Here is a 25234-nt window from a genome sequence, read left to right on the forward strand (position 1 = left end):
CCCGGTTCTCCCTGAGAGGGCCGGGCACCGCGCGTCCCGCTACCGCGCCCGGACCGTCGCCAGCACGTCCCGGTCCGGCTGGAGCGTCAGGCCCGTCAGCGGCGTGATCTCGCCCGGGTCCACCTCCAGGGTGAAACGGCGGGCCAGCACGGCGAGAAGCAGGACGGACTCCACCATCGCGAAGCGCGTGCCGATGCAGACCCGGGGACCGCCGCCGAACGGGAACCACGCGTACTCCGGTATCTCGTCGCCGCCCGTGGCGCCCCAGCGCTCGGGCCGGAACTCCTCCGGCTCGGGGAACCACCGTGCGTCGCGGTGCGTGGCCCACTGGCTGCTCCACACCCGGGTGCCCTCCTCGACCGGCAGGCCGCCGATCGTCGCCCCCTCCTTCGCGATTCCGGTGATCAGCCAGATCGCCGGGAACAGCCGCAGCGTCTCCTTCACCACGGCCTGGGCGTAGTCGAGTCGTGCGTAGTCCTCGATGCCGGGCTCCCGGTCGCCGAGCACCCGGTCCAGCTCCTCGGCGAGCGCGCCGCGGACGCGGGGGTTGCGGGCGAGCAGGTACCACGCCCACACCAGCGTCGTACTCGTCGTCTCATGGCCGCCGATGTACAGCGTGACCGCCTCGTCCCGGATCTCCTCGTCGCTGAGGCGCGTCCCGCTCTCGTCGACGGCGGTGAGCAACCGGCTGAGCAGATCGGGGCGTTCCTCCTCGCCGCCCCGGTGCCGGGCGACGACCCGGCGCACCTCGGCGTCGATGACGGCGGCGGCCTTCCTGATCCGCGCCCGGCCCGGGGTCGGCACCCAGTCCGGCAGCAGCGCGCCGAGCCCGGCGAACTCCTTGCCGATCTCCATCTGGGCGATGTCCATCGCCCGCCCCATCGCCTCGGAGTCCGCGGGGGTGTCCACCCCGAAGATCGTGCGTACCGCGATCTTCTGGGTGAGCGCGGACATCTCCCGCTTGACGTCGACCCGTTGGCCGTCCGCCCAGCGGTCCGCCAGCTCCACCGCGCAGTCCGCCATCGTGGTCGCGTACGACGTGACCTGCTTGGGCCGCACGGAGGGCTGCACCAGCGACCGCTTGCGCCGCCAGTCCCGGCCCCGCGCCACGAGCATCCCGTTGCCCAGCACCGTACGGAACGCGATGCCGAGCTTCGGCTGGTCGAAGGTGCGTTCCGTCTCGGTGAGCAACTCGCCCACCAGGTCCGGGTCGGCGATGAAGACGCAGCGATTGCGGCCGAACCGCCAGCGCACCATGTCCCCGTGGCCGCGCAGGAGTTCGAAGAAGGCGAGCGGGTTCTTGCCGAACTGCGGCAGATTCCCCACGAGCGGTAGCCCTTTGGGCCCCGGCACGAACGCATGGCCGCGAGGCTGGGTGTCGCGTGCCGGACCGGTCTGCGTGGACATCGAGGAACTCCGCTCCCTGGGGCACGCCACTGCCGGCGCGCGACTGTTCGAACTCCATCGAACAGGGTGGGGGTGGCGCTTCGCCAGAGCGACGACCGGCGTGGCCGGAATCCATCAGGTGCCTTGCGGGGCGGGCGAGTTGAGGGCCGCCTCCGGGTGCGCTCGGCCGGAGTGGGGCACCACGACGACCTGATGCTCGTCCTCGTAAACGACCCTGCCGGGATCCGCCGACTCCAGCCGCTCGCACGGCACTCCGTGCGCGGTCAGCAGCGCCAGGTAGCCGGGGATCCGGTCCAGCAGATGGGTCGCCGTCCCCTTGAACCAGGCCACCGCCCTCGGGTTCACCCCGGGGTCGTACACCGTCGGGTCGACCCGCGAGGGGTCGGTGTAGGCGGCGTCGTACCAGTCGTTCGCCGCCCGCCAGAAGCGTTGCTGCTCCTCGGTCAGGCGGCCCTCCCGGGCCAGGCCGTTGGCCAGCGCGAAGATCCCGGGGAAGTGTCCCCGGGGGCTCCGTTCGGTGCTCTGGAACCGTACGTACGCCGTCGTCCCGCCCATCCTGTCTCCCTCCGTCGCGGCCGGTGAAGGGTTCAGGGTAGGCCCGGATCGAAGGCGTGGTTCAGAGGCCGACGATCAGCTGGATGCAGACGATCTTGACCAGGATGGCGAGCGCGAACAGCGTCGAGTAGCCGTTGTTGATCCGGCTGTCGCTCGCCCGGCTGTTGGCGTACGCCACGATCGCCGGGTTGCCGACGTAGCCCGACAGCAACCCCATGGTCCGCTCCCGGCTCTGCCCCAGCGCCTTCGCGACCAGCACCAGCAGGGTGTAGCTGACGACCGCGCCGATCGCCAGCACGGCCGCCAGCTTCAGCCCGAAGAGGGAGAAGGCGTTCTCCCAAAACGAGTAGCCCGAGGTGAGTCCCACGACGGCGAGGAAGAGCAGCAGCCCGATCTGGCGCAGGGTGAGGTTGGCGCGGGTCGGCAGGGTCCACACCAGCGGGCCGGTGCGCCGGCGCCGGCCGAGGATCATCCCCATCACCAGCGGTCCCGCCCCGGTGCCCAGGGCGAGCGTGGTGGAGCCCAGGGTGAGGGAGGGGATGCCGACGAGGAAGCCCAGGGTGAGCCCGAGGCCCAGGCTGACCGCGCTCACCTCGCTGACCTTCGCCTCGGTGTCCCCGAGGTACGTGGTGACCTCGCCCGTCCGCTCGCGCGGCATGACCACCCGCACCCGGTCGTCGAGCTGGAGCAGCAGGTCGTCGTGGGCGAGCATGTCGAGGTCGCCGCGCCGTACCCGGCTGACGAGGGCCCCGTACTTCTCGCCGAGCCCGAGTTCCCCGACGGTGTGTCCGGCCAGGTCCGGGTTGGTGAGCAGGACCCGCCGGTAGTCCACCGCACTGCGGTCGTCCAGCAGATGGCGCGGGGCGAGGGCTCCGAGCGCGTCCGCCGCCGCCCGCACGTCGTCCTCGCCGCCGACCAGCACGACCTGATCGCCGGGGGAGAGGCGGCCCAGCTCCCGGGCGACCCGGGTCACGCCGTCGGCCGGGCGGTACTCGCTGGCCAGCACCCGGTGCGCGGCGACGCCGGGCACGTCCGCCCAGCGCAGAGCACGCGCCACCTGGACCGTACGGGTGACGAGGGTGGCCGGCAGGCCCGGGTCGGGGTCCCGGCGGGCGGCCCAGTGGCGGCGGGCCGCGATCGCCGAGACGAACATGATCGTGATCACGACGGCGAGCGGGTAGCCGATGGCGTACCCCACGGCAGGCTGCGTCGGGTCCTCCGAGGCGTCCTGAGCGGCTGCGAGACCCGGGGTGGTGGTCCCGATCCCCGCGTATCCGCCCGCGAGGAACGGTCCGTCGATGCCGAACCAGCGGTGTCCGACGAGGCCGACCACCGCCGCGGTGATGGCCAGGGCCACCACGGCCCCGGCCATCACCGGGAGCTGGCCGCGCAGTTCACGGAAGAACGCGGGACCCGACTCCAGGCCGACCGTGTACACGTACAGCGCCAGGCCCAGCGCCGAGACCCCGGTCGGCACGGCGGCGGCGATGTCCTCGTCGAGCGCCCCGACGAGGAGGCCGACGAACAGGACTCCGGCCGCGCCGAGCCGGACCGGGCCGAAGCGCACCATGCCGAGCAGCGAGCCGAGCGTGATCACGGCGAACACCGCCACCCACGGGTTGTCCGCGAAGAACTGCCACACCGGCCGTGCCTCCCCGACCTCGAAGATCCCGTCCCTGTCGGGGGTCAGGATCTTCGAGGTCGGGGGAGGCCGCCACCCGGGGAGCGGCGGCCACGTCTCTCAGACGCCGGGCGGTACGTGGGCCGGCCGGCCCCGGCCCCGCGTCAGCGAGTAGCCGAACACGGCCGCCAGCGCGGCGAGCACGCCGCCGCCCACGGTCCACAGCCAGCGGTCGGTCCACCAGCCCGAGGCCCAGCCGTCCTCCGGCTCACCGGCGGACGGCACCCGCGGCGCGGCACTCGCGTCGCCCGCCGAACCCGCGTCGCCCGCCGAGGCCACCGATACGCCCGGTACCAGCGGCTCGGAGAGCGCGCCGTCCACGTCGTGGGCCCCGCCCTGCTCCTTCGAGACCGCCTTCACCTCGACGCCGACCGGCAGCCCGAGGTCGGCGGCGGGCAGGTCCACCACCGTGAGGCGGATGTAGTAGCTGCCGGGCAGCGGGTCGCTCGCCCACGGCTCGGACCAGGACCGCACGGTCCGCAGCACACAGGACAGCTCGACGGAGGCCGCGTCGGCCGCCGCCTTCCTGGTCTGGTGCCCGTACATGCAGGCCTGGCGGCGGCGCAGTCCGTCGTACACGTCGATCTGCCAGGTGGACGTGGAGCTGCGGGCGCTCGAAGGCAGCTTCACGGTGGCCTTGACAGTGGGCCGCTGACCGGCGTCGGCCGGGAACACCCAGTACAGGTAGTCGCCCGCCGAGGCCCGGGCGGTGCCGGTCTGCCCCTGCTCCAGGGCGGTGGCCGTACGGAACGTGGTCCCGGCCTCGGTGGGGCCCGCCCCGTCGCCGGCGGGGCTCCCACTCGCCGACGGGTCGTCGGCCACGGCCGCGCCCGCCGAGGTGAGCAGGGTCAGACCGGCGAGGAGCGCTGCGGTCAGCGCGCGTCGGGCGCCGTGGGTACGGCGAAGGTTCGTGCGCATCAGTTGGTCCTCCATACGGCGACGCGCCAGCGCGAGATCCAGCCGGTCAGCAGGCCCGCGACCAGTCCGGTCAGGACGAGCACGCCGAGCAGCCACCAGCCGCGGCCGAGCCCGAAGGCCGCCACGTCGGAGGCGTTCTCCGGGCCGTCCACCAGGTCCACGGTCAGTTCGACGGGCAGACCAGGGGACCGCTTCACCGAGGCGGGCGCGGAGAAGGAGTGGGCGAGCTGGAGGCAGACGGTCTCGGCGGCGGGCTTGCCGTCGCCGTCGTCGCCGCCGTCCACCTCGGGCTTCGGATAGCGCAGCCCGGACGAGATCACGTCGGTGCGGCCGGTCCCGGCCTCGGAGCCCCGGACGATCTCCCGGCCGTGCACGGTCACCGCGCGCAGCAGTACGCCGTAGTCGTCGTCCACGGCGCGGTCGGCCGCCACGCTCGCCGAGGCGCGCAGCTCCTGACCGGGCAGCACGTCGACGCGGTACCAGCGGTGCTGGGCGATCTCCGCGCGGTCGGTGTAGAGCCCCGGCTTCAGCTCGGGCGCGGCGGAACAGCTCCCGGCTCCCTCGGTGGCCACCGGGGTGACGACGGGCTCGGCGGCCCGGTCCACCAACTGCTTGACCCGGCCGGAGAGTTCGTCCTTGTGCTGGACGGCGGTGTACGTGCCGCCGGTGGCCTCCGCGATGCAGGTCAGCTGCTGGCGGATCTTGGCGTTGGGCACCAGGCCCAGCGTGTCCACGACCAGGTGGGTGCCACGGGCGGCGATCTCCCGGGCCACCTCGCACGGGTCGAGCGGACCGCAGGTGTCCTCGCCGTCCGTGATGAGCACGATCCGGCGCGAACCCTCCCCGCCCTCCAGGTCGTCGGCCGCGCCGAGCAGGGCCGGGCCGATCGGGGTGAAGCCGGTCGGAGCAAGGGTGGCGACCGCGGCCTTGGCCTCGGTGCGGTCCAGCGGGCCGACCGGGTAGAGCTGCTTGGTGTCCTCGCAGCCGACCTTGCGGTCCTCGCCCGGGTAGTCCGCCCCGAGCGTCCGGATGCCGAGGTGCACCTCCTCGGGCGCCGCGTCCAGGACGTCGTTGAACGCCTGCTTGGCGGCGGCCATCCGGGACTGGCCGTCGATGTCGCGGGTCCGCATCGAGCCGCTGACGTCGAGCACCAGCTCGACCTTGGGGGCGGGGGCGGCGGGGGCTTCGTCGGCGGCGGCGGGGATCGCGGTGCCGAGGCCGGCGGCCAGGGTGGCGAGCGCTAGGCCCACCCCGGTCGTCAGCCGTTTTCTCATGATCATCGCAGGATCTTATGGAAAATCAGTTCGCATTCCCAACCGGGTCACTTGAGGCCTCCCCCTCCGGTGCGGGACGGTCGAACGCGCCGGCGGCGGCGGCCAGGGTCGCCGTGGTCGCGGCATGGGCGGGAAGCTGGGGATCGAGAGCGGTCCGCAGGAGCACCAACTGGTGGTACAGCGGTGCGGTGGAGGCGATCAGCAGCCGCCGTGCGTCGGTGTGCGAAGGGAGTTCGCCGCGTTCGACGGCACGCTCGACGATGATCTCGCAGCGCGCGTACCGGTCCTCCCACAGCCGCCGCTGGGCGTCGGCCGCCCGCGCGGAGCGGAACGAGGCGGCCACCAGCGCCTGGGGGATCGACGGCCGCACGACCAGCGACTCCTGGATCTCGTCGTTGAGGGCCGTCAGATCGCCACGCAGCGAGCCCGTGTCCGCGGGTGCCCAGTCGTCCTCGCCCGCCGCGTCGAGGACATCGGCCAGCAGCCCTCCGACGTCCTCCCAGCGCCGGTAGACCGTGGTCCGGTGGACGCCGGCGCGGGCCGCGACACCCTCCATCGTCAGCCCCTCGTAACCGTGCTCGCCCAGTTCGGCGCGCACCGCGTCGAGCACCTGCCCGCGGACGCGTGCGGTGCGGCCACCCGGCCTGCGGCCCGGCGACGGGGCGGCGCGGGCGGATTCCGGCGGTTCGGCCGGTGCGTCGGCCGGTGCGTCGGTCATCGGGAATCCGGTTGCCCGGCGGTGTGGGTCATGGCACCATCTTAAAGCAACAGTTGTCGCACTAGTGGAGTCGTTGATGCTCTTCCGAAGCTTTCCCCCGGCCTCGCGGTCCGCCGTCACCGCTTCGTCCACGACAGCTTCGGAGTCGCCCGTATGCCCACACAGATCACCGCACTCGCCGTCAGCAAGGCCTTCGACGGCAGGCCCGTTCTCGACTCGGTGAGCTGCTCGCTCGCACAGGGCGAGCGCACCGGAATCGTCGGTGAGAACGGCTCCGGCAAGACGACCCTGCTGCGGTTGCTCGCCGGGCGGGTCAGCCCCGACCGGGGACGCGTCATTCTGCGGGCCGACGGTGGCGTCGGCTACCTCGCCCAGGACGAGGCCCTGCCCGCCGATATGACGGCCCAGCAGGTCATCGACCGGGCGCTGGGCGACCTTCGGTCGATCGAGGCACGGATGCGCCGCCTGGAGGCGGCGATGACCGACGGCGACACGTCGGCGCTCGACGCGTACGGCGAGGCCGTCTCCGCCTTCGAGCTGCGCGGCGGCTACGACGCCGACGCCCGGCTGGAGCGCGCCCTGCACGGCCTCGGCCTGAGACAGGTGGACCGCGCCTCGACCCTGGGCGCCCTCTCCGGCGGCGAACGGGCCCGGCTCCGCCTGGCCGCGGTGCTGGCGGCCGCCCCGGAGGTGCTGCTCCTCGACGAGCCGACCAACCATCTGGACGAGGCCGCCCTGAGCTGGCTGGAGGAGCACCTGCGCGGCCGCCGGGGCACCACCGTGACCGTCTCCCACGACCGCCGCTTCCTCGAACACGTCGCCACGAGCCTCCTGGAGGTGGACGGGGACCGGCACGGTGTCGTCCGGTACGGCAACGGCTATACCGGCTACCTCGCGGAGAGGGCGGCGGCACGACAGCGCTGGGGCCGGCACCACGACCGATGGCGTGAGGAGGTCGACCGGACGCGCGCGTCGGCCGCTGTCACCGCCCGCCGGGTCGCCCCGGGCCGGCCGATGAAGGACGGCGACAAACTCTCCTACAACCAGGCCGGAGCCCGGGTGCAGCAGTCCCTGGCCGGCCAGGTCCGCAACGCCGAGGAACGGCTGAACCGCCTGCTGGCCGACCCGGTGCCGGCCCCGCCGGACCCCTTGAGCTTCTCGCCCGTGCTGCGCGCCGGACCGCTCTCCGGCACCGTGCTCGACGCCGCGGAGGTTGCCGTCGCGGGCCGGCTCGACCCGGTCGGCCTGACGGTCCGGGCGGGCGAGCACCTGCTGATCACGGGCGACAACGGCGCGGGCAAGACCACCCTGCTGCGCGTTCTCGCCGGAGACCTGACCCCCGACGGGGGACACGTCGTCAGACGCGGCCGGATCGGCTTCCTCCCGCAGGACCCGGCAGCCGGTTCGGCGCACGAGAGCCTGCTGGCCGCCTACGCCCGGGGGCTCACCGGCCAGGCGGACGAGCACGCCGAACGGCTCCTGGCCCTCGGGCTGTTCGACCGTGACCGCCTGTCGGTGCCCGTCGCGCGGCTCTCCACCGGCCAGCGGCAGCGGCTCGCCCTGGCGCGGCTGGTCAGCCGGCCCGCCGACGTCCTGCTGCTCGACGAGCCCACCAACCACCTCTCTCCCGCCCTCGCCGAGGAGTTGGAGACCGCCCTGGCCGGTTTCGCCGGCACGGTCGTCCTCGTCAGCCACGACCGGCTGCTCCGGAGCCGCTGGCGGGGCGCCCGACTGGACCTGCGGGCCGCCCGGGTGCCCGCGCTCGAAGACTGAGGCCCGCGCCGGCCCCCGTACCCCTGCCCGAAACGGAGGCCCGCGCCGGCCTCCGTACCCCTACCCGAAACGGAGGCCGGGTCGGCCTCCGTACCCCTCCCGAAGCGAGTGATCACCCTTGTCCCCGCGCCGCTCCCACATCGCGATGATCGGCATCCCGATCGTCAGCCACGTCCTGCCCGGCCTCGGCATCATCCGTGAGCTGGTGGCCCGCGGCCACCGGGTCACCTACGCCAACGACCCGTTCGTGGCGGACCGGATCGAGGCCACCGGTGCCGAACTCGTCCCCTGCGCCTCGGTGTTGCCGGTCGCCGACAACAACTGGCCGACCGACCCCGTCGCCGCGATGGACCTCTTCCTCGACGAGGCGATGCAGGCACTGCCCCAACTGCGCGCCGCCTACGACGACGATCCCGCCGACCTGTACCTGTACGACATCGGCGCCTACGCCGCCCGCGCCCTCGCCGAATCACAGGGGCGGCCCCTCATGCAGCTGTCCCCGTCGTTCGTGGCCTGGGAGGGGTACGAGGAAGAGGTCGCGGCGCACCTGCGGGGGCTGCCCGGCGCTCCCGCGCACCGGGAGAGGTTCGGCCGCTGGCTCGCCGGCTGCGGGGCGTCCACCCTCGACGTGGACGCCTTCTCCGGTCCGCCCGCGCGGGCCCTCGCGCTGATCCCCGAGGCCATGCAGCCCAGCGCCGACAGAGTCGACACCAAGACAGTGACCTTCGTCGGGCCCTGCTTCGACGCGCAGGCCGACACCGGCCGGTGGACCCGGCCCGAGGGCGCGGAGAACGTCCTGCTGATCTCCCTCGGCTCGGCGTACACGCACCGGCCGGAGTTCTACCGTCAGTGCCTCGCGGCGTACGGGAACCTGCCCGGCTGGCACGTCGTGCTCCAGATCGGCAGGCACACCGACCCGCGCGAGCTCGGCGACATCCCGCCAGGCGTCGAAGTGCACCCGTGGGTCCCGCAGCGGGCGATCCTGGAACAGGCGGACGCCTTCGTCACCCACGCCGGCATGGGCGGCTGCGGCGACGGACTCCTCGCGGGCGTCCCGATGATCGCCGTACCGCAGGGCGCCGAACAGTTCATGAACGCGGACCGGCTGGTGGAGCTGGGGGTCGCCCGCCGCATCGACACCCCGGACGCCACGGCCGAGACGCTGCGGGCGGCCCTGAACGCCCTGGTGAACGACCCGGAAACCGCCCGCCGGTCCGCGCGGTTGCGCGCCGCCGCCCGGCGCCAGGGCGGCACCCCGCGCGCCGTCGGCCTCATCGAGTCCATGGTCGCCCTGGCCCCAGGGGGTGTCAGGAACCGGTGAGCAGGGGCCCGGAGGCGCGCTCCAGGACCGAGGTGACCCGCTCCCAGGTCGCCACGTCCCGTTCCACCGGCGGCAGCCGGCGGTCCGTCCCGGACTCCTGCCAGGCCGTCGCCAGCGCCACCGGATCGCCACCGCCCGCCGCCGAGGCGGCGAGCGCCGCCGCACCGAGGGCGACCAGCTCGCCGCTGCCCGGGATGACGAGCGGCCGGCCGGAGAGCCGGCGGACCGACTCCACCCAGATCCGCCCCTGCGCCCCGCCGCCGATCAGGCGCAGCGGGCGCGCGGCGACCTCGGGTGCGTGCGGGTCGAGACCGCAGGCCGACAGCAGTTCGTCCATGGCCCGCAGCACGGTGACGGCCGCGCCCTCGTAGGCGGCGCCCAGCAGTTGCTGCCGGGTCGTGTCGTGGCGCAGGCCGGTCAGCAGCCCGGAGGCGGTCGGCAGGTCGGGGGTCCGTTCGCCGTCGAGATAGGGGAGCAGGACGGCCTCGCCGCCGGGCGCCGCGTCCTCACGGTCCAGGCCGAGCAGCGCGGCCACCTTGTCCACGGCGAGCGTGCAGTTGAGGGTGCAGGCCAGCGGGAGGTACGTGCCGTCGGCGGCGGCGAACCCGTTCAGCGCGGTGGACGCGGGTCGGGTGCGGGAGGCGGCGAACACCGTGCCGGAGGTGCCCAGGCTGAGGGCCGGGTGGTCCAGCAGCCCTTCGCCGCCGAGCCCGAGGCCCACGGCGGCGCTCATGTTGTCGCCGGTGCCGGCCGCCACCGCGATGCCCGCGGGCAGCCCGAGCGCTCGCGCCGCCGACTCGGTGAGCGAACCGATCCGGGCCGCCCCGGTGGGCGCGACCTCCGGGAGCAGCGCCGCGTCCAGACCGAGCAACTCCAGCAGGTCGGGGTCGTAGGCGCCGGTCGCGGTGGAGTACCAGCCGCTGCCCGATGCGTCCCCGGGGTCGGTGGCTGCGATGCCCGCGAGGCGTTCGGTCAGGAAGTCGTGGGGGAGCCGGACCGCCGCTGCGTTCGCGGCGCTCGCGGGGTCCGTCTCGCGCAGCCACTGCCACTTGGACGCGGTGATCGAGGCGACCGGCACGGACCCGGTCCGCTCCGTCCAGGCCCCCGGCCCGCCGAGCGCGTCCGTGAGCGCGGCGGCCTGCGGCGCGGAGCGGGTGTCGTTCCACAGCAGCGCGGGGCGCAGCGGCCGGCCCGCCCCGTCCAGGACGACGAGCCCGTGCTGCTGTCCGGCGACCGCGATGCCGGTGACCGCGCGGGCGGGGAGGCCGGACTCCTTCAGCCCGGCGGCCACCGCCTCGCACAGGGCCCGCCACCAGATCTCCGGATCGCTCTCCCGGGCCCCGGCCTCGCCGGTGACCACGTGCGGGGCGCGCCCCACGGCGAGCTGCTCGCCGTTCGCCGCGTCGACGAAGGCGGCCTTGGTGGACTGGGTCGAGCTGTCCACGCCGATGACGACGGCGGGTGACGGCATGGGGAGCCTCTTTCGCACGGGACGGCCTGATCATTTGGCTGGGGCACGAACAAATTACGGGATGAGCGCCGCCCTGCACAGGGGGCGCGGGTCGGCTTCGCCCGGCAGGGGGGTTCCCTGGTCGAGGTGTGGTGTGCTTGATTAGTCATGACACTGAACAAATAGGGGTGCCGGGCTGGCGGCCGGGCGTCCCGACGGCAGGCGAAGGCGGTCGGACGACGATGACGGAACGCTTCACCCCCACCCCCGAGGACAAGTTCAGCTTCGGTCTGTGGACCGTGGGCTGGCAGGGCCGGGACCCCTTCGGCGACGCGACCCGCGCGGCCATCGACCCCGTGGAGTCGGTGCGGCGGCTCGCGGAGCTGGGCGCTTGGGGGGTGACCTTCCACGACGACGACCTGATCCCCTTCGGGGCGCCCGAGACCGAGCGCGAAAGGATCGTCAAGCGCTTCCGTACGGCGGTCGACGACAGTGGGCTCGTCGTGCCCATGGTGACGACGAACCTCTTCACCCACCCCGTCTTCAAGGACGGCGGATTCACCGCCAACGACCGTGGCGTACGCCGCTACGCGCTCCGCAAGACCCTGCGCAACATCGACCTCGCCGTCGAGCTGGGCGCGAGCACCTTCGTGGCGTGGGGCGGCCGCGAGGGGGCCGAGTCCGGCGGGGCGAAGGACGTCCGCCTCGCCCTCCACCGGATGAAGGAGGCCTTCGACCTGCTGGGCGAGTACGTCGTCGAGCAGGGCTACGACCTCCGCTTCGCCATCGAGCCCAAGCCGAACGAGCCGCGCGGCGACATCCTGCTGCCCACCATCGGCCACGCCCTGGCCTTCATCGAGCGCCTGGAGCGCCCCGAGCTGGTCGGCGTCAACCCGGAGACCGGGCACGAGCAGATGGCCGGGCTCAACTTCCCCCACGGCATCGCCCAGGCCATGTGGGCGGACAAGCTCTTCCACATCGACCTCAACGGCCAGTCCGGCATCAAGTACGACCAGGACCTGCGCTTCGGCGCGGGCGATCTGCGCCAGGCGTTCTGGCTCGTCGACCTGCTGGAGAGCGGCTACGAAGGCCCCCGCCACTTCGACTTCAAGCCCCCGCGCACCGAGGACTACGACGGTGTCTGGGCCTCCGCCGCGGGCTGCATGCGCAACTACCTCATCCTCAAGGAGCGGGCCGCCGCCTTCCGCGCCGACCCCGAGGTGCGGGCGGCCCTGCGCGCGTCCCGCCTGGACGAACTGGCGCGCCCCACCGCCGGTGAGGGGCTGGAGGGCCTGCTCGCCGACCGCAGCGCGTACGAGGACTTCGACGTGGACGCCGCCGCGGAACGCGGCATGGCCTTCGAGGCACTGGACCAGCTCGCCATGGACCACTTGCTCGCCGTGCGCTGACCCGTCGGGTTGAGCCATCGGGCTGACCCGTCGGGTTGAGCCACGGGGCTGAACCCGATGGGCCCGACCCGCCGTGCCGAGCCACCGGCCCGACCCACCGGGTCCGGCTCACCGTGCCCGTCCCACGGGGCCGCACCCCGGTCCGTCCCACCGGCTGGGCCGGAGCTGTCCGGCCCCGGCCCAGCCGCCGGACGGCCCCCGCTCAGCCGCCGGACGGCTCCGGCTCAGCCTCCGGACGGCTCCGCGTACGCCACCGGGTCGTCCAGCACGTCCTGCACCACGAGCGCCGCCGCGCCCCGCGCCGCGTCGCCCGCCACCGACGACGCCCGGAGCCGGCCGCTGCCCCGGGTCCAGAGCCCCGACACCACCCGGCCGGTCAGCTCCTCGTCGGCGGGCGGCGCCAGCCACGGCATCAGCCCTCGGTAGATCCCGCCGAGCACCACCGCGTCCGGGTCGATCAGGTTCACCGCGCCCGACAGCACCCGGCCCAGCATCCGGCCCGCCTCACCGACCGCGGCCACCGCCCGCGGGTCCCCGGCGCCCGCGCGCCGCTCCAGCTCCAGCACCCCGGAGGCGCCGCCGAGGCCCTCGATCCCGGCCGCCCGCAGCAGCGCCGCCTGACCGGCGTACTGCTCCAGGCACCCCCGTGACCCGCACCGGCACTCCGGCCCCGCCGGATCCACCACGACATGCCCGATCTCCCCGGCGAAACCGTGCGCACCGCGCAGCAGTTCGCCGCCCAGGACGAGTGCGCCGCCGACCCCGATCTCCCCGGTCAGATAGAGGAAGCTCCGCACATCCCCCAGGCCGCCGAACCACAGCTCGGCCAGGGCCGCGAGATTGGCCTCGTTCTCCGAGGCGACCGGCAGCACCGGGTGGCCGGGGCGCAGGGCGGCCAGCGCCTCGGCGAACAGCTCCTGCGCGGGGACCTTGTTCCAGCCGAGGTTGGGGGCCTGCCGCACCGATCCGCCGGAGACGAGACCCGGCAGCGCAAGCGCCCCGCCCACCGGACGCAACTCCTGCTCGTACGCCGACTCCAGGGTCCGCGCGGCGATCCGGGCCGCCCGGGCCAGGGCCTCCTCGGCGGGCGCGCCCCGGTTGTCGAGGTGCTCGGTCTGCCGGACGCGGCCGGTGCCCGCCAGGTCGACCACGCACACCGAGACGTAATCGATGTTGATCTCCACGCCGAGCCCTGCCGGTCCGGTCCTGGCCACCTTGAGCGCGGTGCCGGGGCGGCCCGCCTGCCCGCTGAACGTCTTGCCCGACTCGGTGAGGAACCCGCTGTCCATCAGCTGCTCGACGAGCGAGGACACGGCGGCCCGGGTCAGTCCGACCCGGGCGGCCACTCCGGCCCGGGTCGCCTCGCCCCGCTCGCCCTCGTCCCGTACGGCGCGGAGTACCAGGCTCAGATTGTGCCGTCGCACGGTGTCCTTGTCGGCCTTGGGCCCCAGCGGAGTGAGGATGCTCTTCATATCGTCGCCGAGCCTATGTGATGCGGGGCTCCCGGCGGGGGTGCGGGGACGGGCGGTACCGCGCCGGCGGAGGGGGAGACGTCACGGAAGGGGGCGGTTCCGGCCGTCCGGCCCGAACCGCCCCCCTCTGATCGGCTCAGGGCTTGGCGCCCCGGTCCTTCAGCATGTTCGCCATCAGGCCGATCTCCGACTGCTGGCCGCTGACCATGCCCGCCGCCAGGTCCCGGATGGCGTCCGTCTTCGCCGCACCGGCGGCCGCCTGCGCCATGTCCGCACCGGCGCGGTGGTGCACGGTCATCAGCCGCAGGAACAGCACCTCGGCCTTCTCGCCCTTCGCGGCCGTGAGGGCGGCCAGCTCCGCGTCGGTGGCCATGCCCGGCATCAGCGAACCGTCGTCGGTCGGGGTGAGGGTGTGCCCCATCCACTCCATCGGCGGCCCGGCCGCGCTCTTCGGCAGCCCCCACAGCTCCAGCCAGCCCAGCATCATGCCGCGCTGGTTGGCCTGGGTGTTGATGATGTCGTACGCGAGACGCCGCACGTCCTCGTCGTCGGTGCGGTCCCGCACGATGAACGACATCTCGACCGCCTGCTGGTGGTGGATGGCCATGTCCCGGGCGAAGCCCGCGTCCACGGAGTCCTCCGCCGGAGCGGACCGTGCCGCCGAGGACGCCCCGGAAGGGGAGGCCGCGGAGGGGTGTACGACCATCAGCGCCACCAGCCCCAGCGCCAGGAGCAGCACGGCGGCCCCCGCGAGGACCATCCGACGCATGGAGCCGGACGGGGTCAGGGCGGTCACTTGTCCAGTCCGCCGGTGCAGGCGGCCCCCGGCTCAGGGGTCTGCGGGCCCTGCACGTACTTGGTGAAGAACTGCGCGACCCGGTCGTCCGTGGCGTTCTTGATCGTCACCTGCTTGCCCCACGCGCTGAGCATCAGCGGGTCCTTCTGGTCCTTGACCGGACTCATCAGGGAGTACGGAGTCGACTTGACCTTCTTGGTGAGCGCCTCGATGTCGGAGTCCGAGGCCTTGTCGTTGTACGTGACCCAGACCGCGCCGTGCTCCAGCGAGTGCACGGCGTTCTCCTTCGGTATCTCGTCGGTGTAGACGTCGGCGTTGCAGTTCATCCAGACCTGGTTGTGGTCGCCGCCGACGGGCGGGTTCATCGGGTAGTCGACCTTGGTCGTCACGTGCTCCCGCCCCAGGTCGTCCCAGCTGCGCTCGCCGGTGACCGGCGAGGTCTTGGCCTGATTCTCCTTCTCCTCCTTCTCGTTCGCCTGCGACATCAGATAGCCGCCCCCGGCGACCAGCGCGGCGACCACGGCCACCGACGCGCTGATGGTGACGATGCGGACCCGCCGCTCGCGGGCGCGCTCCTTGCGTCGCGCCTCCTCGAGCTTGGCGCGACGCGCTGAGGCCGGGTTGTTCTGGTTCTTGGCGGAAGCCATGGGGAGTCCTCGTCGTTCAACCGATGCATACGGGCGATGCATGAAAGGGAAGGGGTGCGGGGCAGGCGGAGAACCGCTCCCGGTGACCGGCGCCGGGGCGCGGCGGGAGAGCGGACCCGGCCTCTAGATCCGCTGGACCTGAAGACGTAGTTGATCGACGGAACGCACACCGTCGTGCGCGGGACCCCGGATGGCCGCCGCGCCGGTGAGCGGGGTGGCGGGGACGAAGGTCACGGGCGAGGGAACGGTGACGGGGGCGGAGGACGCCGGAACCACGACGGCCGCCGTGTGCGTCGAGCCGCCGTGGCACGACGTCCCGAGGCCGCGGTCCGCGGGAGAGGCCAGGACGACCGGTTCGAAGGCGGCGTCGGGCGTCGGGGTGAAAGCCCGGACGGCACTCGCCCCGGCAGGGCCCGCGGCCACCGGGGCGCCGACGGCCGAGGTGGTGACCGAGCAGCAGAAGAGCATGGCCAGGAGGAAGAACACCCAGCCCAGAGCGAGGGGCGTGCGGGAGCGGTACCGCTGCCGGTCCGCCCGCGTACTCACCCTGGTCATCGCCCGTCATCGTAGTAGGTGCATGAAGATTCAAAGAATATGGGTCGCGCTGTCCGCGGGACAGTGTGCCCGAGTCGCCGTCGCTCGAACAGAGCCCCATGGATCTACGGGTGATCGTCAGGTGATTTACGGGTGTAATACCTGCTAGCGTATATGAGTGACCGATACACCTACCCGTTCGGGGCGGCCCTCCGTCCGGGCCCTCCCGCTGGCCTCGGCCCTCCGGCTCTCGCGGCCGTCGGACACCTGGTTCAAGCCCGCCCTCAGCGTGGTCGTCGCCTCCGCCGCGCCCCAGTTGACGCTCCTGGCCATCGGTCGGCTGGACCTCGTGATGTACACGATGGCCGGTTCGCTCTGCGCGCTCTACGGGCACGGTCTGCCGTACGCCCGGCGGGCCGGGGCCGTCGCGGGCGTGGTGCTCGGCATGACGGCCTCGCTCGCCGTCTCCCTGGTCACCGCGTCGCTCACCGGATCGACCGCCGTGCTCATCGCGGTCGGGGCGTTGCTCGCCGCCGCCCAGAAGGTGCTGTGCGACGCCACCCGGATCGGACCGCCCGGCCATGTGATCTTCACCTTCGTCAGCTCCGCCGCCCTCTTCGCCCCGCAGCGCCCGGAGCAGATCCCCGGCCACCTCGCCCTGACCCTCGGCGCGGGCGCGTTCGCCTGGCTGGTCGCCGTCGCCCCCGCCCTGGTCCGTCGCGAGGGCCCCGAACGCCGGGCCGTCGCGCGCGCCCTGGAGGCCGCGGCCGCGTGTGCCGCCGACCCCGGCCCCCGTGCCCGCAACGCGGCCGCCGCCGCCGTGCACGCCGCCTGGCAGTGTCTGCTCGCCTCCGGCAGCCCCACCCCCGTACGCCGGTCGCTGGAACGCCTGGTGGTGCACGCCGAGGCGGCCTTCGCGGCCCCGTGCTCCGGGGGCGGAACCGTGGATCCGGACCGGCTGCGCGCCTGGGCCGCCCTGACCCGGGCCCGCGGCCCCGTGCCCACGCCGCCGGCGGCCCCCGGCACCGCCGACGAGTTGAACGGGATCGACGCCGAGCGTGCCGCCCGGCGGGCCCCCGAGGGGCGCCGCGCGGCCCGTCGCGCCCTGCTCGGCCGTCTCGGCCCGGGGTCGCCGCTGCTGCCGGTCGCCGTCCGCACCCTGGCGGGCTGCGCGCTCGCCGGATACCTCTGCGTCGCGCTCGGCGTCGGACGCCCCTACTGGGCGATCGTCACGGCCGCCTCCCTCTACCAGGCCAACATCACCCTGTCGTGGAACCGGGCCCTCCAGCGCACTCTCGGCAACCTCCTGGGCGTGCTCGTCTTCGCCGCGGCCCTGCCCGTGTCCCGGATCAGCCCGCTCGCCCTCGTCTGCTGCTGCCTCTTCTTCAGCTTCGCCGCCGAGGCCCTCATCACCCGCAACTACTGGCTCGGCTCCGTCGCGGTGACCCCGATGGCCCTGCTGGTCCTGGAGTTCGGCGGCGCCCATCCCGCCGGGGAGCTCATCGGCGACCGGGTCCTGGACACCGTCCTCGGAGCGGTCGTCGGCTTTCTGGCCGCGACGTTGGTCACCAACCGGCGGGCGGCGGGGCGCGTCGAGCGGGCGCTCGACGGCCTGGACCGGGCCCGCGCCGACGCCGAACGGACCGGAGCCGACCCCGGGGCGGCGCCCGCGACACGGGACCGGGCGCGCCGGACGCTCACCGCGAGCCTCGTCGAACTGCGCGAGGCCGGCGACACCGCCGCGGGCGAGTGGTGGCAGCGCGCCCTGCCCGAGCAGCGCCTCCTCGCGGCCGAGCGGGCCGGACACCGTACGCTCGCCGCGACAGACATACGGCGGGGGCCCGGGGGCGACACGTCTCCCGCGGCCCACGCCCCTTCGATCGGAGCGGAGTGACCGACGACATCGTTGCCTCGGTGGTCCGGCAGTGGCAGGCCGTCAACCCCGGGCTCGACACCGGACCGATGGAGATCATCGGCCGGATCAACCGCTGCGCCGCCCTGCTCCAGCAGGCGGAGGACGCGCCCTTGCGTTCCGCCGGACTGACCCGCGCCGAATTCGACCTCCTCGGCGCCGTACGCAGGACGGACCGGGAGCTCACCCCCGGTGAGCTGGCCCGCGAGACCTTCTCCTCCGGAGCGGCCGTCACCAAGCGGCTGCGCGCCCTCCAGGACCGCGCCCTGGTCGAGCGCCGTGGCGACGCCCGCGACCGGAGGGTCGCCCATGTCCGGCTCACCGACGACGGACGGGCCCTGGTCGACCGGATCCTGCCCGAGCAGCTCGCCTACGAACGCGCGGTGCTCGCCGGTCTGGACGGCGGCGCGCGCGACGAACTCGGCTCCAGGCTGGGCGAGTTGCTCGTCCAGTTGGAGGGGCGGCTCGGCGGAGCCCGGCGCTGACCCGGCGGCCCGGCCCAGGGGCTTCGCAGCCGCGTCAGCGCGGCGATTTCGCGCGTCACTCAATCGCCGGTCAGGAATCTGCACCTTTCGATCCGGTTCGATCACCTGTGCCGTTGTCCTGTTCCGCCCTACGAAAGTCGCCTACGTGAGGGCGATTTACCCTGGAAATCACCCTTAACTGGTAGTGAATGCTCGGATTCTCGGGCCCGGGGAGCCTCCCTCGGGGGAGCGATTTCAGCCACAATCACTCACCGCGCACGCCCCGCAGCGCAGCGTGCAAAAACTGGCGAGTGTATTCCTCTCGGAGAGCTTCCGCAGGGGGTTGGGTGAATATGCCGAAGCACTGTTCTGATCTGGCTAAGCTCACGCGCAGTGAAGTCGAGTTGAGATGAATTCGAGCACTTGTTCCTGAGTCTCCGCTCACGTGCGCATACATCCCGGAATCAACCGCCAGAGGGTTTTAGATGGTCCGTGTTGAATCACCGCCGACCGACAGAGAAGTTCCCGTCGTCCGCGTAGTCCTGCTGCCCGTGGCCCTGCTCCTCGGCGCCACCGCCGCCGGCTCGGCCGTGGTCGCACAGGCCGCGCGGATACCAGTCGCCGTGTGCGGCGCGATCGCCACGCTCGTGGTCGCCGTACTCACCGTGGCGCTGCACCGCCGCCGACGCGCCATGCGCGTCCAGCGCGCGGAGTACGAACAGCGCATCGCCTACCTGGAACACCGCATCCTCTCGCACGACGCCGAGACGGTACGGCTCACCAAGGAAGTCATGCCCGCCGCCATCCGCCGGCTGCGCGTGGGCAACTCGCCCGAAGAGGTGATGCGCGACGTCGTCGACGCGGACGCCGCCAACCGGCATCTGCCCAAGGCGCTGCGCGAGCAGGTCTACCAGGTCCTCGAAGTCATCGACAACGAGGAGGCGCGGCGTGACTCCGCTCAGCGCGCCTTCGTCAGCGTCGCCCGCCGCGTCCAGGCGATCGTGAACCGCCAGGCCAGCGAACTGCGGGAGATGGAGAACCACTACGGGCGCAACCCCGAGGTCTTCGACGACCTGCTGCGCATCGACCACGGCACCGCGCTGATCGGCCGCCTCGCCGACTCCATCGCCGTGCTCGGCGGCGCCCGCCCGAGCCGCCAGTGGCCCAAGCCCGTACCGCTGTTCAGCGTGTTGCGCGGGGCGATGTCCCGCATCCTGGAGTACCAGCGCGTCGATCTGCACTCGATCGCCAAGGTCGCCATCGTCGGCACCTCGGTCGAACCGCTCATCCACGCCTGCGCCGAACTCCTCGACAACGCGACCCGCTACTCGCCGCCCCAGACCCGGGTGCACGTCACCGCGGTCGAGGTGCAGACCGGCATCGCCATCGAGATCGAGGACGGCGGCGTCAGCCTCAGCGAGGAGGCCCGCGCCCGCGCCGAGAACATGCTCGCCCAGGCGCAGGCCGGCATCAACATGAACGACCTCGGGGAGTCCCCGCGCCTCGGCATGGCCGTCGTCGGCCGGCTCTCCCGGATGTACCAGCTCCAGGTGTCGCTGCGTCAGTCGGCGTACGGCGGCGTCCGCGCCGTCCTCATCGTGCCGCGCGACATGATCACCACCGGGCCCGCCCCGGGCATCGCCCACGGCATCGGCGCCACCTCGCGGCCCACCAGCTCCCTGGACATGTCGCAGCTCCAGCACGTGGTGCCGCCGCCCGGCAAGCGCAAGTCCAAGCCCGCCGCCACCGGCCCCGTGCCGTCCGTGGCCGCACCGGTCTCCACCGGAGCCCCCGCGGTCACGTCGCACCAGGCCCCTCCCGCGGCAGCCATGGAGGACGACCTTCCCGTGGTCACCGAGTGGACCGAGAACGGGCTGCCGCAGCGCCGCAGCCGGGGCCGCGCCCCGCTCGGCTCGCACAACCTCCCGCAGCAGCCCCCACCACCCCCCGCCCCCGCCAACGGGTTCCACCCCGGCGCGGACGAGGGCGCGGACGGCGGACGCGGCGAGGAGAAGCCCCCCGGCCTCTGGCTGGAGGCCTTCACCAAGGCCGTCAACGGCGTACCGCAGGAACGAAAGCACGGCGAAGACACCGATGACGCGTGGGACAAGGGAGACCTGAAGTGATCCAGCAGCGGGGAAACATGGACTGGATGCTCAAGGAACTGGCCGACGACGTTCCGAGCATTCACCAGATCGTGGTGCTCTCGTCGGACGGCCTGCGCATCGCGATGCACGGCGGCGACCCCGACGTCGCCGACCGGCTCGCGGCGGCCTGCGCCGGGCTGCAGAGCCTGGCCGCCGCCGTGGCCACCGAGATCCCGTACAGCGACGGCCTCATGAAGCTCGTGGTCATCGAGGTGACGGGCGGGTTCTTCTACCTGATGGCGGCCGGGACCGGCGCCTATCTCGCGGTCCTGGCCGGCGAGACCGTCGACGCCGGACTCGTCGGGGCCCGGATGCGGGACATGGTCGTGCGGATCGGAGCCCACCTGACCAGCCCGCCCCGCCACGGCGGGCAGTCCGGATGAGTGGTCCTCGACGAGAACGCCGGAAGGCCGATCCGGACCTGCACGATCCGGAACGGCTGTACGTGATCACCGGCGATCTCGACGACAGTGAACGGTCCGCGCTCGACCTGGTCACGATGGTCGTCGCGAAGGCGGAACCCTCGCCGACCTTCCAGCCCGAGCAGGCGGCCATCCTGCGGCTCTGCCAGGCGCCGTTGTCCGTCGCCGAGATCTCGGCCTACCTCAGCCTGCCGTTCAGCGTGGTCACCTCGCTCCTGAGCGATCTCCTCGCGACCGATCTCATCCAGTCGCGTGCGCCGATCGTCCGTGCCACGCTCCCCGACAGGTCCCTTCTCGAAGCGGTGATGCATGGACTTCAGAAGCTCTGACACGATCACCGGACCCCGCAGCGAGGACGTCCTTCCCACCACGGCCACCGCCGCGGTGAAGGTCGTGATCGTCGGCGGGTTCGGCGTCGGCAAGACGACCATGGTCGGCTCGGTGAGCGAGATCCGGCCGCTGACGACCGAAGAGACCATGACCCAGGCCGGCGTCGGTGTGGACGACAACGCCGGGGTGGAGACGAAGACCGCCACCACGGTCGCCATGGACTTCGGACGGATCAGTCTCAGCGAGGAACTGATCCTCTATCTCTTCGGCACCCCCGGCCAGGAACGCTTCTGGTTCCTCTGGAACGGCCTCTTCGAGGGCGCCCTCGGCGCGGTCGTCCTCATCGACACGAGACGGCTCGAAGTCAGCTTCGACGTCATCGGCCGGCTGGAGGAGCGCGGAGTGCCCTTCGTGGTGGCCGTGAACACCTTCCCCGACGCGCCGCACCACCCGGTCGAGGCCCTGCGCAGAGCCCTCGACCTGCCGGACGAGGTCCCGATGATCGACTGCGACGCCCGGCTGCGGGCATCGAGCCGCGATGTGTTGATGACCCTGATGCGCTATCTGCACAGCCTGGCCGTCCCCCTCGCCTGACACCGAACCTCCCTCGGGACAACCCCGGTCCAGCAGATCCACGACCGGATCCACGACCGGATCCACGACCGGATCCACGACCGGATCCACGACCGGATTTACGACCGGGGGCGCGCGCCATCCCGCGGCGCGCCTGCCCCCGGTCCGGCCCCGGCCCCGGCCGCGAACCGTCGACCCGTCCCGCCCACTCGCGCACCAGCCCTGGAATCCTGATCCCTGGAGCCCCTGTGACAACCCCCTTCCACCACGAACCCGGCGCCGTGCCCCCGCCCCAGTGCCCGGCCCACAACCTCGACATCGGCCCCGGCGGACTGCGCCGGCTCCACGGCCCCGAGGCGGAGAACGACCCGGCGGGCCTCTACGACAAGCTCCGCGCCGAACACGGCACGGTTGCCCCGATCCTGCTCCACGGCGACGTTCCCGCCTGGCTCGTGCTCGGCCACAGCGAGAATCTCCACGTCACCCGTACGCCCTCCCAGTTCTCCCGGGACTCGCGGCGCTGGCGGGCCCTCCAGGACGGCAGCGTCGCCCCGGACCACCCGCTCGCCCCGATCTTCACCTGGCAGCCCGTCTGCGTGTTCGCCGACGGCGCCAAGCACGAACGGCAGCGCGGCGCGGTCACCGACAGCATGGAGCGCATCGACACCCGCGGGGTGCGCCGCCACATCAACCGCTTCAGTAACCGCCTCGTCAACGACTTCTGCGAGAAGGGCACCGCCGACCTGGTCAGCCAGTTCGCGGAGCATCTGCCGATGATGGTGGTGTGCGCGATCTTCGGCATGCCGGAGGAGTACGACGAGCGTCTCGTCCAGGCGGCCCGGGACATGACGCGCGGCACCGAGACCGCCGTGGCCAGCAACGCCCACATCGTGTCCGTGCTGACGCGCCTGGTCGAGCGCCGCCGTGCCGAATCCGCGCCGGACCTGACCTCCTGGCTCGTCGACCACCCCGCGTCGATGGCCGACACCGAGGTCATCGAGCATCTGCGCCTGATCATGATCGCCGCCTACGAGTCCACCGCCAACCTCATCGCCAACGTGCTGCGCATGGTCCTGATCGACCCGCGTTTCCGTGCCCGACTCAGCGGCGGGCACATGACCGTCCCCGAGGCGGTCGAGCAGACCCTGTGGGACGAGCCGCCGTTCACCGCCGTGTTCGGCCGCTGGGCGGTCGGTGACACGGAGCTGGGCGGCCAGCAGATCAAGGCGGGCGACGCCCTGCTCGTCGGCATCGCCCCGGCCAACACCGACCCCACCGTCCGCCCGGACCTGGCCGCCGACATGAGCGGCAACCGCGCCCACCTCGCTTTCAGCGGCGGTCCCCACGAGTGCCCGGGGCAGGACATCGGCCGCGCCATCGCCGACGTCGGGATCGACGCCCTCCTGATGCGCCTGCCCGACCTGGAGCTCGGTGTCGGGGAGAGCGAGCTGCGCTGGGTCGGCAACATCATGTCCCGTCACCTGGTCGAGCTGCCGGTGAAGTTCGCCCCCAGCCCCCAGCAGAAGCTGGACGCCGACCCGCTCTCGGTGATGGCCCGCGCCGCCCGCCCGGCCGACGCCTGGGAGATCTCCTCCCCGGCCAGGCAGGTCCCCGAGCCCCGGCACGAGGCGGCCGTGGCGCAGCCCGCCCACGCCCCGGGCGTCACACCCGCTCCCGCCCCGGGCGTCACACCCGCCCACGCCCCGGCCGCACCTCTCGTGCCCGAACCGGCCCTTTCCCCCGAACCGGCCCTTTCCCCCGAACCGGCCCCTTCCCCCGACCCCGCTCCGGTGGCGACGATCCCGCAGCAGCGCCGGCCGGCCGCCCCCGCCCGGCTCTGGCAGGCCGTCGTCCGCTGGTGGAGCGGCTACTGACACGCCGTCGACCCCGCTCAGGCCGCGGCGGCCCCGGATCACGCCCACGGGCCCGGGGCCGCCGCGTCGCGTTCGGGGGCCATGGGCGCGGGCAGCGCCGGGGAGCCCGGAGCTGCCCGTACCATCGAGCAGCGTGAAGCTGACAATTCTTGGCGGTGGCGGATTCCGGGTGCCTCTCGTGTACGGGGCCCTCCTCGGCGATCACGCCGAGGGCCGCGTCTCCCGGGTCACGCTGTACGACACCGACGCCGACCGGCTCACCGCCGTCGCCCGCGTCCTGGAGGAACAGGGGCGGGGCATCGCGGACGCCCCCGCGGTCGTCGCCACCACGGAGCTCGACGAGGCACTGCGCGGCGCCGACTTCGTCTTCTCCGCCATCCGGGTCGGCGGGCTGGCCGGACGCGCCGCCGACGAACGGGTGGCCCTCGACGAAGGCGTCCTCGGCCAGGAGACCGTCGGCGCCGGAGGCATCGCGTACGGGCTGCGCACCGTCCCCGTCGCCCTCGACCTCGCCCGCCGTGTCGCCCGGCTCGCCCCGCACGCCTGGGTCATCAACTTCACCAACCCGGCGGGCCTCGTCACCGAGGCCATGTCCCGGCACCTGGGCGACCGGGTCATCGGGATCTGTGACTCGCCGGTCGGTCTCGGGCGGCGCATCGCCCGCGTCCTGGGCGCCGACCCGGACCGGGCCTGGATCGACTACGCCGGGCTCAACCACCTCGGGTGGGTGCGGGGGCTGTACGTGGACGGGCGGGACGAACTGCCCCGGCTGCTCGCCGACCCGAAGCTGTTGGCGTCCTTCGAGGAGGGCCGCCTCTTCGGCGCGGAGCTGCTGCGGTCGCTGGGTGCGATCCCCAACGAATACCTGCACTACTACTACTTCAACCGGGAAGCCGTACGCGCGTACCAGGAGGCCGAACAGACCCGGGGCGCCTTCCTCCGGGACCAGCAGGAGGGCTTCTACGCCCGCATGCGGGAGCCCGGCACCCCTGCCCTGGCCACCTGGGACCGCACCCGCGCCGAACGCGAGGCGACGTACATGGCGGAGAACCGCGAGGTCGCCGGGGCGGGGGAGAGGGAGGAGAGCGATCTGGAGTCCGGCGGCTACGAACAGGTCGCGCTCGCCCTGATGCGGGCCGTCGCCCGCAACGAACGCACCTCGTTGATCCTCAACGTCCGCAACCGCGGGGCCCTTTCGGTCCTGGACGCGGACGCCGTCGTCGAGGTGCCCTGCCTCGTCGACGCCAACGGGGCCCACCCGGTGGCCGTCTCCCCCCTCCCGGACCACGCGGTCGGCCTCGTCACCGCCGTGAAGGCAGTGGAACGGGCGGTGCTGGAGGCCGCGGAGAGCGGGTCCCGCACGGCGGCAGTCCAGGCGTTCGCGCTGCACCCGCTGGTCGACTCCGTGGCAGTGGCCCGGCGGCTGCTCGACCGGTACGCCGAGGTGCACCCCGGTCTCGCGTACCTCGGAGGGCCCTGACCACCCCGCGGGGCCCTCGTCGGAACGGTACGGGCCCGACCTGACCGGGCCCGGCTCGTTCCGACGCGGGCCCCGCC

General features: G+C 73.1%; 22 protein-coding genes. 11 read left to right on the top strand and 11 right to left on the bottom strand.

The features are described from left to right. Positions 1–39 precede the first annotated feature (39 nt). The 6 genes from D581_RS0100740 to D581_RS0100765 form a co-directional block, all read right to left on the bottom strand. Positions 40–1407: a cytochrome P450 gene (locus D581_RS0100740; protein ID WP_018955307.1), complete on the bottom strand. Its 1368-nt coding sequence runs from the start codon at positions 1405–1407 to the stop codon at positions 40–42. 114 nt (positions 1408–1521) lie between these two features. Then, the gene (locus tag D581_RS0100745; RefSeq protein ID WP_018955308.1) at positions 1522–1962 is read right to left on the bottom strand and encodes a hypothetical protein; all 441 of its coding nucleotides are present in this window, start codon (positions 1960–1962) and stop codon (positions 1522–1524) included. Between the two features lie 61 nt (positions 1963–2023). Then, positions 2024–3604, bottom strand: a complete 1581-nt coding sequence (locus D581_RS0100750) for an aspartate-alanine antiporter-like transporter (RefSeq protein ID WP_018955309.1) — start codon at positions 3602–3604, stop codon at positions 2024–2026. Positions 3605–3703: 99 nt separating this feature from the next. Then, on the bottom strand, positions 3704–4561 hold the full coding sequence (locus D581_RS0100755; RefSeq protein WP_018955310.1) for a hypothetical protein: 858 nt from the start codon (positions 4559–4561) through the stop codon (positions 3704–3706). Then, on the bottom strand, positions 4561–5841 hold the full coding sequence (locus D581_RS0100760) for a VWA domain-containing protein (RefSeq protein WP_018955311.1): 1281 nt from the start codon (positions 5839–5841) through the stop codon (positions 4561–4563). The genes D581_RS0100755 and D581_RS0100760 overlap by 1 nt, the downstream gene beginning before the upstream one ends. Positions 5842–5860: 19 nt before the next feature. Next, positions 5861–6553 (bottom strand): TetR/AcrR family transcriptional regulator, encoded by a 693-nt coding sequence (locus tag D581_RS0100765; protein WP_018955312.1) that lies wholly within the window; start codon positions 6551–6553, stop codon positions 5861–5863. Between the two features lie 153 nt (positions 6554–6706). Between D581_RS0100765 and abc-f the strand changes: the two genes are divergently transcribed. Then, positions 6707–8326 (top strand): ribosomal protection-like ABC-F family protein, encoded by a 1620-nt coding sequence (gene abc-f / locus D581_RS0100770; RefSeq protein WP_018955313.1) that lies wholly within the window; start codon positions 6707–6709, stop codon positions 8324–8326. Positions 8327–8471: 145 nt separating this feature from the next. After that, complete coding sequence (locus tag D581_RS0100775) at positions 8472–9647, top strand: macrolide family glycosyltransferase (RefSeq protein ID WP_032752475.1); 1176 nt, start codon at positions 8472–8474, stop codon at positions 9645–9647. Here D581_RS0100775 and xylB read toward each other — a convergent pair. Beyond that, positions 9634–11118, bottom strand: coding sequence for a xylulokinase (xylB, locus tag D581_RS0100780; RefSeq protein ID WP_018955315.1), 1485 nt, complete (start codon positions 11116–11118; stop codon positions 9634–9636). The genes D581_RS0100775 and xylB overlap by 14 nt on opposite strands. A gap of 221 nt (positions 11119–11339) precedes the next feature. Here xylB and xylA point away from each other — a divergent pair, with 221 nt between their 5' ends. Next, positions 11340–12506, top strand: coding sequence for a xylose isomerase (gene xylA, locus D581_RS0100785; RefSeq protein WP_018955316.1), 1167 nt, complete (start codon positions 11340–11342; stop codon positions 12504–12506). Positions 12507–12730: 224 nt separating this feature from the next. Here xylA and D581_RS0100790 read toward each other — a convergent pair whose 3' ends face one another. The 4 genes from D581_RS0100790 to D581_RS0100805 form a co-directional block, all read right to left on the bottom strand. Further along, on the bottom strand, positions 12731–13978 hold the full coding sequence (locus D581_RS0100790; protein ID WP_018955317.1) for an ROK family protein: 1248 nt from the start codon (positions 13976–13978) through the stop codon (positions 12731–12733). Positions 13979–14114: 136 nt separating this feature from the next. After that, positions 14115–14774, bottom strand: a complete 660-nt coding sequence (locus D581_RS0100795; RefSeq protein ID WP_018955318.1) for a DUF305 domain-containing protein — start codon at positions 14772–14774, stop codon at positions 14115–14117. Next, the gene (locus D581_RS0100800) at positions 14771–15421 is read right to left on the bottom strand and encodes a thioredoxin-like domain-containing protein (protein WP_018955319.1); all 651 of its coding nucleotides are present in this window, start codon (positions 15419–15421) and stop codon (positions 14771–14773) included. The genes D581_RS0100795 and D581_RS0100800 overlap by 4 nt, the downstream gene beginning before the upstream one ends. Positions 15422–15544: 123 nt before the next feature. Further along, the gene (locus D581_RS0100805) at positions 15545–15976 is read right to left on the bottom strand and encodes a hypothetical protein (RefSeq protein WP_018955320.1); all 432 of its coding nucleotides are present in this window, start codon (positions 15974–15976) and stop codon (positions 15545–15547) included. Between the two features lie 157 nt (positions 15977–16133). Here D581_RS0100805 and D581_RS0100810 point away from each other — a divergent pair, with 157 nt between their 5' ends. The 8 genes from D581_RS0100810 to D581_RS0100845 all read left to right on the top strand — a co-directional run bounded on the left by D581_RS0100810 (position 16134) and on the right by D581_RS0100845 (position 25157). Beyond that, positions 16134–17849, top strand: coding sequence for an FUSC family protein (locus D581_RS0100810; protein WP_018955321.1), 1716 nt, complete (start codon positions 16134–16136; stop codon positions 17847–17849). Then, entirely contained in the window at positions 17846–18352 is a 507-nt protein-coding gene (locus tag D581_RS0100815; protein ID WP_018955322.1) for a MarR family transcriptional regulator, read from the top strand. The genes D581_RS0100810 and D581_RS0100815 overlap by 4 nt, the downstream gene beginning before the upstream one ends. 464 nt (positions 18353–18816) lie before the next feature. Next, positions 18817–20457 (top strand): sensor histidine kinase, encoded by a 1641-nt coding sequence (locus tag D581_RS0100820; protein ID WP_026290055.1) that lies wholly within the window; start codon positions 18817–18819, stop codon positions 20455–20457. Next, positions 20454–20861 (top strand): roadblock/LC7 domain-containing protein, encoded by a 408-nt coding sequence (locus D581_RS0100825; RefSeq protein ID WP_006128841.1) that lies wholly within the window; start codon positions 20454–20456, stop codon positions 20859–20861. The genes D581_RS0100820 and D581_RS0100825 overlap by 4 nt, the downstream gene beginning before the upstream one ends. Continuing rightward, positions 20858–21229, top strand: coding sequence for a DUF742 domain-containing protein (locus D581_RS0100830; protein ID WP_026290056.1), 372 nt, complete (start codon positions 20858–20860; stop codon positions 21227–21229). Before D581_RS0100825 ends, D581_RS0100830 begins: the two co-directional genes overlap by 4 nt. After that, positions 21210–21824 (top strand): GTP-binding protein, encoded by a 615-nt coding sequence (locus D581_RS0100835; protein WP_003964952.1) that lies wholly within the window; start codon positions 21210–21212, stop codon positions 21822–21824. The genes D581_RS0100830 and D581_RS0100835 overlap by 20 nt, the downstream gene beginning before the upstream one ends. Before the next feature lie 227 nt (positions 21825–22051). Beyond that, complete coding sequence (locus D581_RS0100840; RefSeq protein WP_018955325.1) at positions 22052–23677, top strand: cytochrome P450; 1626 nt, start codon at positions 22052–22054, stop codon at positions 23675–23677. A gap of 133 nt (positions 23678–23810) precedes the next feature. Then, complete coding sequence (locus D581_RS0100845; protein WP_026290057.1) at positions 23811–25157, top strand: 6-phospho-beta-glucosidase; 1347 nt, start codon at positions 23811–23813, stop codon at positions 25155–25157. Positions 25158–25234 lie beyond the last annotated feature (77 nt).

This window comes from Streptomyces sp. CNB091 (assembly GCF_000377965.1).